General features: G+C 41.9%; 10 protein-coding genes and 1 pseudogene. 2 read left to right on the top strand and 9 right to left on the bottom strand.

Annotated features, from left to right (window positions below):
* From trxB to SORDD27_RS02090, 7 genes are all read right to left on the bottom strand, one after another.
* Positions 1-911: thioredoxin-disulfide reductase (gene trxB / locus SORDD27_RS02120; protein ID WP_081103326.1), on the bottom strand; the 911-nt coding region annotated here is incomplete at its 3' end.
* Positions 912-976: 65 nt separating this feature from the next.
* Positions 977-1201, bottom strand: coding sequence for a DUF4059 family protein (locus SORDD27_RS02115; protein ID WP_000924294.1), 225 nt, complete (start codon positions 1199-1201; stop codon positions 977-979).
* A 77-nt stretch (positions 1202-1278) separates the two neighbouring features.
* Positions 1279-2022, bottom strand: a complete 744-nt coding sequence (locus SORDD27_RS02110; protein ID WP_009729972.1) for an amino acid ABC transporter ATP-binding protein — start codon at positions 2020-2022, stop codon at positions 1279-1281.
* A complete protein-coding gene (locus SORDD27_RS02105) occupies positions 2022-2777 on the bottom strand; it encodes an amino acid ABC transporter permease (protein ID WP_061427057.1) in 756 nt (251 codons plus the stop codon). The genes SORDD27_RS02110 and SORDD27_RS02105 overlap by 1 nt, the downstream gene beginning before the upstream one ends.
* Positions 2778-2977: 200 nt before the next feature.
* Positions 2978-3334 carry an arsenate reductase family protein gene (locus SORDD27_RS02100; RefSeq protein WP_042902495.1) on the bottom strand — a complete coding sequence of 119 codons (357 nt, stop codon included), beginning with the start codon at positions 3332-3334 and terminating at the stop codon, positions 2978-2980.
* A 12-nt stretch (positions 3335-3346) separates the two neighbouring features.
* Positions 3347-3862, bottom strand: coding sequence for a methylated-DNA--[protein]-cysteine S-methyltransferase (locus SORDD27_RS02095; RefSeq protein ID WP_061427055.1), 516 nt, complete (start codon positions 3860-3862; stop codon positions 3347-3349).
* Positions 3859-4353 carry a GNAT family N-acetyltransferase gene (locus SORDD27_RS02090; RefSeq protein ID WP_061427053.1) on the bottom strand — a complete coding sequence of 165 codons (495 nt, stop codon included), beginning with the start codon at positions 4351-4353 and terminating at the stop codon, positions 3859-3861. Before SORDD27_RS02090 ends, SORDD27_RS02095 begins: the two co-directional genes overlap by 4 nt.
* Positions 4354-4487: 134 nt before the next feature.
* On the opposite strand from SORDD27_RS02090, the gene SORDD27_RS02085 reads away from it, so the two are divergent.
* Both SORDD27_RS02085 and trhA read left to right on the top strand, forming a co-directional pair.
* Positions 4488-4934, top strand: coding sequence for a DUF1836 domain-containing protein (locus SORDD27_RS02085; protein WP_001087579.1), 447 nt, complete (start codon positions 4488-4490; stop codon positions 4932-4934).
* Positions 4931-5578: a PAQR family membrane homeostasis protein TrhA gene (gene trhA / locus SORDD27_RS02080; protein ID WP_001097972.1), complete on the top strand. Its 648-nt coding sequence runs from the start codon at positions 4931-4933 to the stop codon at positions 5576-5578. The genes SORDD27_RS02085 and trhA overlap by 4 nt, the downstream gene beginning before the upstream one ends.
* A gap of 19 nt (positions 5579-5597) precedes the next feature.
* On the opposite strand, the gene pdxT is transcribed toward trhA, so the two are convergent.
* Complete coding sequence (pdxT, locus tag SORDD27_RS02075) at positions 5598-6179, bottom strand: pyridoxal 5'-phosphate synthase glutaminase subunit PdxT (RefSeq protein ID WP_061427051.1); 582 nt, start codon at positions 6177-6179, stop codon at positions 5598-5600.
* A pseudogene (locus SORDD27_RS02070) lies at positions 6180-6371 on the bottom strand (pyridoxal 5'-phosphate synthase lyase subunit PdxS); the annotation flags it as partial.

The raw sequence follows: 6371 nt of genomic DNA, 5'->3' as shown, positions 1-6371 counted from the left end.
TAACTATGTTCTGTAATAAATTTGTAAGCTTCTTGACCAGCGATAGCCCCATCTCCAACTGCTGTTGTTACTTGGCGAAGGTCTTTCTTGCGAACATCTCCAACCGCAAAGATACCATCAACGGCAGTTTTCATGTGATTATCTGTCACAATCCAGCCTGCCTGATCTTGAATATTCAATTCTTTAACAAAATCGCTAACAGGATCCAAACCGACATAGATAAAGACACCACCGAAGGCTTGCTCTGTCACTTGACCCGTTTTTACATTTTCAAATAGGACAGATTCTACTCGGTTTTCACCTTTAATTTCCTTGACGACAGAGTCCCAGATAAAGTTGACTTTCTCATTAGCAAAAGCACGGTCTTGCAAAACCTTTTGGGCACGAAGTTCATCTCGACGGTGAACAATAGTGACAGATTTGGCAAAGCGAGTCAAGAACAGAGCTTCTTCTACCGCTGAATCTCCACCACCGACTACGAGCAAGTCTTGGTCACGGAAGAAAGCTCCGTCACAGACTGCACAGTAAGAAACTCCTCGACTGTTCAGTTCCTCTTCTCCGGGAACTCCCAAAAGACGGTGTTTTGACCCAGTTGCCACGATGACAGTACGGGTTTCGTAAACTTGATCATCAGTGATTACCTTCTTATAGTCACCCTGGTCTTCAATATTTTCAACGTAGCCATAAAGATGCTCCACTCCAAGGTTTTCAAGTGGTTCAAACATCTTTTCAGCCAATTCAGGTCCACTGATATTGGCATAACCTGGATAGTTTTCAATATCAGATGTGTTATTCATTTGCCCTCCTGGCAGACCACCTTCTATCAAAGCCACTTTCAGATTGCTTCTAGCAGCATATAAGGCAGCGGTCATTCCCGCAGGTCCAGCACCGATAATAATCGTATCGTACATTTCGATTCCTTCTTTCTTGTTGTAACTATCTTTATTCTAACTCATTCTTGCTAGTCACGCAAGGATTATGCCTTGAAAACCAAGAGCAAACTCATGACGGCAAAGGATAACACCGGAACGACCAAAACTCCAATCATAATCATATCATAGAGATGAGCTTGGCGAGCTTTGGCTGTCTTGTCCACACCAGACATGGCTCTCAATCCAATCCAAATCCCCAGAAAAATCACGACAAGGATGGTCGTTAAGATCAAACTCTCGAAATACAAAGAAAATAAATGCAGTAGCATGATCTCTCTCGTTTCTATCTTTTTTAAAGAGTAAACTCAGCTAGTCCAACTAACTGAGTTTTCCTTTTTCTATTATATCAAATATAAGTCCGTTTGTAACTAGCAAAGAATTCTTTTGTTCGTTCTTCTTTCGGATGATTGATGATTTCATCCGGTGTGCCAGACTCGATGATTTTCCCTTTATCTAGGAATAGAACCTTGTCAGCCACTTGGGCTACAAAAGACATATCGTGACTGACCAAAATCATGGTCTGACCTGACTTGGCAGCGTCTGCAATAGACTTTTCTACCTCACCGACCAATTCTGGGTCGAGGGCTGAAGTGGGTTCGTCCAAGAGCAAAACATCTGGTTTCATAGCAAGCGCACGCGCAAGGGCAACCCGTTGCTTTTGTCCACCTGATAAGTGGCGAGGATAATGGTTTTCACGGTCAGAAAGACCAACCTTGGCCAACTCTTCCTTGGCGATTTTTGTTGCTTCCTCGTCCGATAATTTCTTAACGACAACCAAACCTTCCTTGACATTGTCAAGAGCTGTTCGGCGTTCAAACAAATTAAACTGTTGGAAAACCATAGATAACTTGCGACGAAGGGTTAGGATCTCTTCTTGGCTAATCTGAGAAAAATCAACTTTAAAATTATCAATCTGAATCGTTCCACTATCTGGAGTTTCAAGGTAGTTCAAACTACGAAGAAAGGTTGATTTCCCAGCTCCAGATGAACCAATCAAAGCCACTACTTCTCCCTTTTGAATATCCAAGTCCAGATGATCCAAGACAGTCTGACCTGAAAAGGATTTACTTAAATTCGAAATCTTAATCATTAACGAAGGTCTCCTTTCACATCTGTAGACACTGTATCAGGTGCAGAAATTGCCATTTTTCTCTCGATGAAACGGCCGAGGCTCTCAATTCCGATATTGACCACCCAATAAACAAGGGCTACGGAGATGAAACGTTCAAAATAGCGATAATCAGCTCCACCCAAAATTTGAGCCTGAGCAAAGACTTCCACAACACCTGCACTAAAGGCTAGAGAAGTTCCCTTGGTCAAACCGATAAGAGAGTTAATCAAAGTCGGTGTCGCTACCACCGCTGCATTTGGAATAATCACGCGACGGTAAACTTGAACACGAGTCATACCCAAACTGCGTGCCGCCTCAATTTCACCGGGATTAACAGAAAGGATGGCTGCACGAATCGTTTCACTTGCATAAGCCGCCTCATTAAAAGCAAAGGCCACAATCGCAAAAAGCGCTGCTGGAATCGCATTGATATTGAGACCAGTTCCCCATTGTTGGTTGATAGCTTTCAGCGCTAAAGGTATTCCGTAGTAGGTCAACATAAGTTGAACTAGGATTGGGGTACCTTTTAAGAAACTGACGAAAAAGGCCTGCAAGGGATATAGAATCTTAACACGATTGATCTTTACAATGGCAAAAATCAGGGCAAGTAGCAAACCAAAGAGTGCACCTCCAAGCGTCAACATCAAGGTTGTAGGCAGTTGTTGGACAATCCTTGGAATTCCATCAAAGACCGAACGCAAACTAAAGAGCTTACCATCCGGAATGAGTTGCATCAAACTTTGGTACCAATCTGATGCTAAAATGTTGTAACAGTCATAAAAACATCCTCTCCTGATAATGATTCATTCTATCATACTTCTGCTCGCAAGCAAATTATTTGCTACGGGCTACTCAGACTTTGTCTATCTTCTAGTTTATCACACTTTAAAACAGGGAGGCTATATATTTTACCTATCAAGGAGATAAATAAAAACTATCTCAAACCTAAGTTCTCATAGGGTTTTCTATAGCCGATTTGTTTAACAGCACCATTCTCCACTAAAATTGGACGTTTCAATAACATACCATCACTCGCTAGAAGCTTGGCTGCTTCTTGTTTTGACAAACTTCCCACCTTATCTTTCAAGCCCAGTTCACGATATTTGATCCCGCTGGTATTGAAAAATTGTTTCACTTCAAAACCGGAAGTTTCCAACCAGTTTAAAATCACGTCTTCACTTGGTGTTTCTTCTACGATGTGGACATCTTGGTATTCCAATCCAAGTTGATCTAATTCATTTTTTGCTTTCTTACAAGTTGAACATTTTGGGTATTCGATAAATTCTAACATCTTCTTTTCTTTCTATTCTTTATTTTCTTGAAATGCTGCACCTTCATGTTGCAAGAGCCAGGCTTTCTTTTCGACTCCAGATGCATAGCCTGTCAAGCGATTGCCTGACCCCATCACCCGATGACAGGGAACAAGTATGGACCAAGGATTGCGCCCCACTGCTCCACCAATCGCTTGGGCAGAAGCCACTTGCAAGTCTTGAGCTATTTGTCCGTAAGTCACTGTCTGACCATAAGGAATGGCCTGTAAGTAAGCCCAGACCCGCTTTTCAAAATCCGTTCCAATGGGAGCCAGAGGTAAGGAAGACAAATCTTGAGCACATCCATCAAAGTAAGTATCTAAATAGGAAATAACCTGGTCTAGGACAGGATGTTTCTTAACTACTTCTATACTATCTCCAGCGATTCCCCTCTCAAAATGAGTTTGGTCCTGTATCCAAATTCCATACAGATATTGCTCGTCAGCAACTAAGGATAAGGTTCCAATTGGCGACGGGTAGAGCATTTTTGCGTACTTATTCTGCTTCATTTTTTTAATTTCTGATAGGCCAAACGTTCCCCATCAACTAGAACCTTACCGACCTGTTGGAAGCCCAGCTTTTCAAAGATATGCTGCATGGCCTTGTTTTCTGCATGCGTATCTGAACGAAAATCTAGATAATCAAAACCTTCAATCAAGCCTTCTAGGAAAGTCTGAGCAACACCTTGTCCTTGGGCATCTGCTGCCACAGCGATACGGTGAAAGACCAGATATTCTGATTCTCCCCCCTGCCAACTTCCTTCATAAATAGCTTCATAGGCTTTCTCTGGACTCTTGGTCACAGCAGCACAGGCTAGTAGTTCTCCTTCTTCCAAGGCCACATAGGCTTGACCTGAGATGATATCATCGATAATGATGTCGGCATTTGGATAGCCATTTTGCCACTGGTCGCTACCAGACTCAGCTAAGCACTTTTTGGCATCCTCCATCACCTGCATAATCGCATCTACTTCGTTTGGAAAAGCTAAACGAATCTCCATCTTTTCCCCTCATTTCTAACTATTTTCTCTCATCATAGCATAATTTAAAGCTTTCTACAAGCAGTTGAAACTTGACTTTTGTTTTTTATTATTTTATAATCTAGTTATCAAAACTAGATAAAAAGGAGTTGGAAATGAATTCTAACTTTTCCTACCCAAAATGGGAAGACATTCCAAACATTGACCTCTATCTGGATCAGGTTTTACTTTATGTCAATCAAGTCTGTGCCCCTATCTCTCCAGATAAAGACAAGGGTCTAACAGCATCCATGGTCAATAACTATGTCAAACACGGTTACCTGACAAAGCCTGACAAGAAAAAATACCAACGCAAACAGATTGCCCGTTTGATTGCCATCACCACTCTCAAATCTGTCTTTTCGATTCAAGAAATCGCTCAGACCCTCAATACTCTACAAACTCAAGCGAGCTCAGACCAGCTCTACGACGCTTTTGTGGACTACATGAACCATGGGATTGATCCAGAAAATCCTATTATCCAAACCAGCTGTCAAACGGTTAAACTCTATCATCAAACTCTAGACTTAATCCTTAGCAAAGAAGAGGAGGAAATCCAATGAATACCAGTCTAAAACTCAGTAAAAAGCTCAGTTTTGGAGAGGAAATTGCTAATAGCGTGACCCATGCTGTGGGTGCCGTTATCATGCTCATCCTACTCCCTATTTCATCCACCTATAGTTATGAAGCACACGGGTTTTTATCATCCTTTGGCGTTTCTATCTTTGTTATCAGTCTCTTTCTCATGTTCCTCTCGTCAACCATTTACCACTCTATGGCCTATGGTTCGACCCACAAATACGTCTTGCGAATCATCGACCATTCTATGATTTACGTGGCTATCGCAGGCTCTTATACGCCGGTCGTATTGACTTTGATGAATAACTGGTTTGGCTATCTGATCATTGCCATTCAGTGGGGAACGACCATCTTTGGCATCCTCTATAAAATCTTTGCTAAAAAGGTCAATGAGAAGTTCAGCCTTGCCCTTTACCTGATTATGGGCTGGTTGGTTCTGGCTATCATTCCTGCCATTATCAGTCAAACAACACCAATTTTCTGGAGTCTCATGGTAACTGGCGGACTCTGTTATACAGTTGGAGCTGGATTTTACGCTAAGAAAAAACCTTATTTCCACATGATTTGGCATCTCTTTATCCTAGCAGCATCTGCACTTCAATATATCGCGATTGTTTATTACATGTAAAAAAGTTGAGAATCTTTTCTCAACTTTTTTCTTTACACATATTGATAAAATACTGGTGCAAGCGAGCATCATCTGTCAATTCTGGATGAAAAGAGGTTACCAGCATATTTTTTTCTTGGGCTGCAACGATTTGATCATCAACTGATGCTAAAACTTCTACACCCTCTCCAACACTGCTGATAATCGGTCCACGGATAAAGGTCATGGGAATCTTGCCGACTCCCTTACATTCTGCCTCTGTATAAAAACTTCCTAGTTGACGCCCATAGGCATTGCGTTCTACTACTATGTCCATAGCCGCTAGATGACTTTCTTCTTGAGAAGTGATTTCCTTAGCCAGCAAAATCAAGCCCGCACAGGTTCCAAAGACTGGTAATCCAGATAGAATGACTTCTCGGATAGGAATCAACATCTGTTGGTCACGCAAGAGCTTGCCCATGGTTGTAGACTCACCGCCAGGTAATATCAAACCCACCAAGTCACTCTGATGCTGTTGAAAATCGTCTAAATTTCTGATTTCAACACTAACAACACCTAACTTTTCTAGCACTTTAGCATGCTCTTCAAAGGCACCTTGCAAGGCTAATATTCCGATTTTCATCTATTTTCCTCGCTCTGCCATGAGAATTTGAATTTCATTCTCATTGATACCAACCATGGCTTCCCCTAGATCTTCAGAGATTTGAGCCAGAATTTGAGGATTTTGGTAGTTGGTTACGGCCTTAACAATAGCACTTGCTCGTTTAACAGGGTCGCCTGACTTGAAAATACCTGAACCGACAAAGACGCCCTC

It is taken from the genome of Streptococcus oralis, assembly GCF_001579025.1.
GTDB lineage: Bacteria > Bacillota > Bacilli > Lactobacillales > Streptococcaceae > Streptococcus > Streptococcus oralis_X.
This window is presented reverse-complemented; position numbering and strand designations above follow the sequence as displayed.

Coding starts and splice junctions, on each gene's coding strand:
- pdxT (WP_061427051.1), bottom strand. CDS start 6,179: ATGAAAATCGGAATATTAGCCTTGCAAGGTGCCTTTGAAGAGCATGCT.
- SORDD27_RS02085 (WP_001087579.1), top strand. CDS start 4,488: ATGAATTCTAACTTTTCCTACCCAAAATGGGAAGACATTCCAAACATT.
- SORDD27_RS02095 (WP_061427055.1), bottom strand. CDS start 3,862: ATGAAGCAGAATAAGTACGCAAAAATGCTCTACCCGTCGCCAATTGGA.
- SORDD27_RS02090 (WP_061427053.1), bottom strand. CDS start 4,353: ATGGAGATTCGTTTAGCTTTTCCAAACGAAGTAGATGCGATTATGCAG.
- SORDD27_RS02115 (WP_000924294.1), bottom strand. CDS start 1,201: ATGCTACTGCATTTATTTTCTTTGTATTTCGAGAGTTTGATCTTAACG.
- trhA (WP_001097972.1), top strand. CDS start 4,931: ATGAATACCAGTCTAAAACTCAGTAAAAAGCTCAGTTTTGGAGAGGAA.
- SORDD27_RS02110 (WP_009729972.1), bottom strand. CDS start 2,022: ATGATTAAGATTTCGAATTTAAGTAAATCCTTTTCAGGTCAGACTGTC.
- SORDD27_RS02105 (WP_061427057.1), bottom strand. CDS start 2,777: ATGCAACTCATTCCGGATGGTAAGCTCTTTAGTTTGCGTTCGGTCTTT.
- SORDD27_RS02100 (WP_042902495.1), bottom strand. CDS start 3,334: ATGTTAGAATTTATCGAATACCCAAAATGTTCAACTTGTAAGAAAGCA.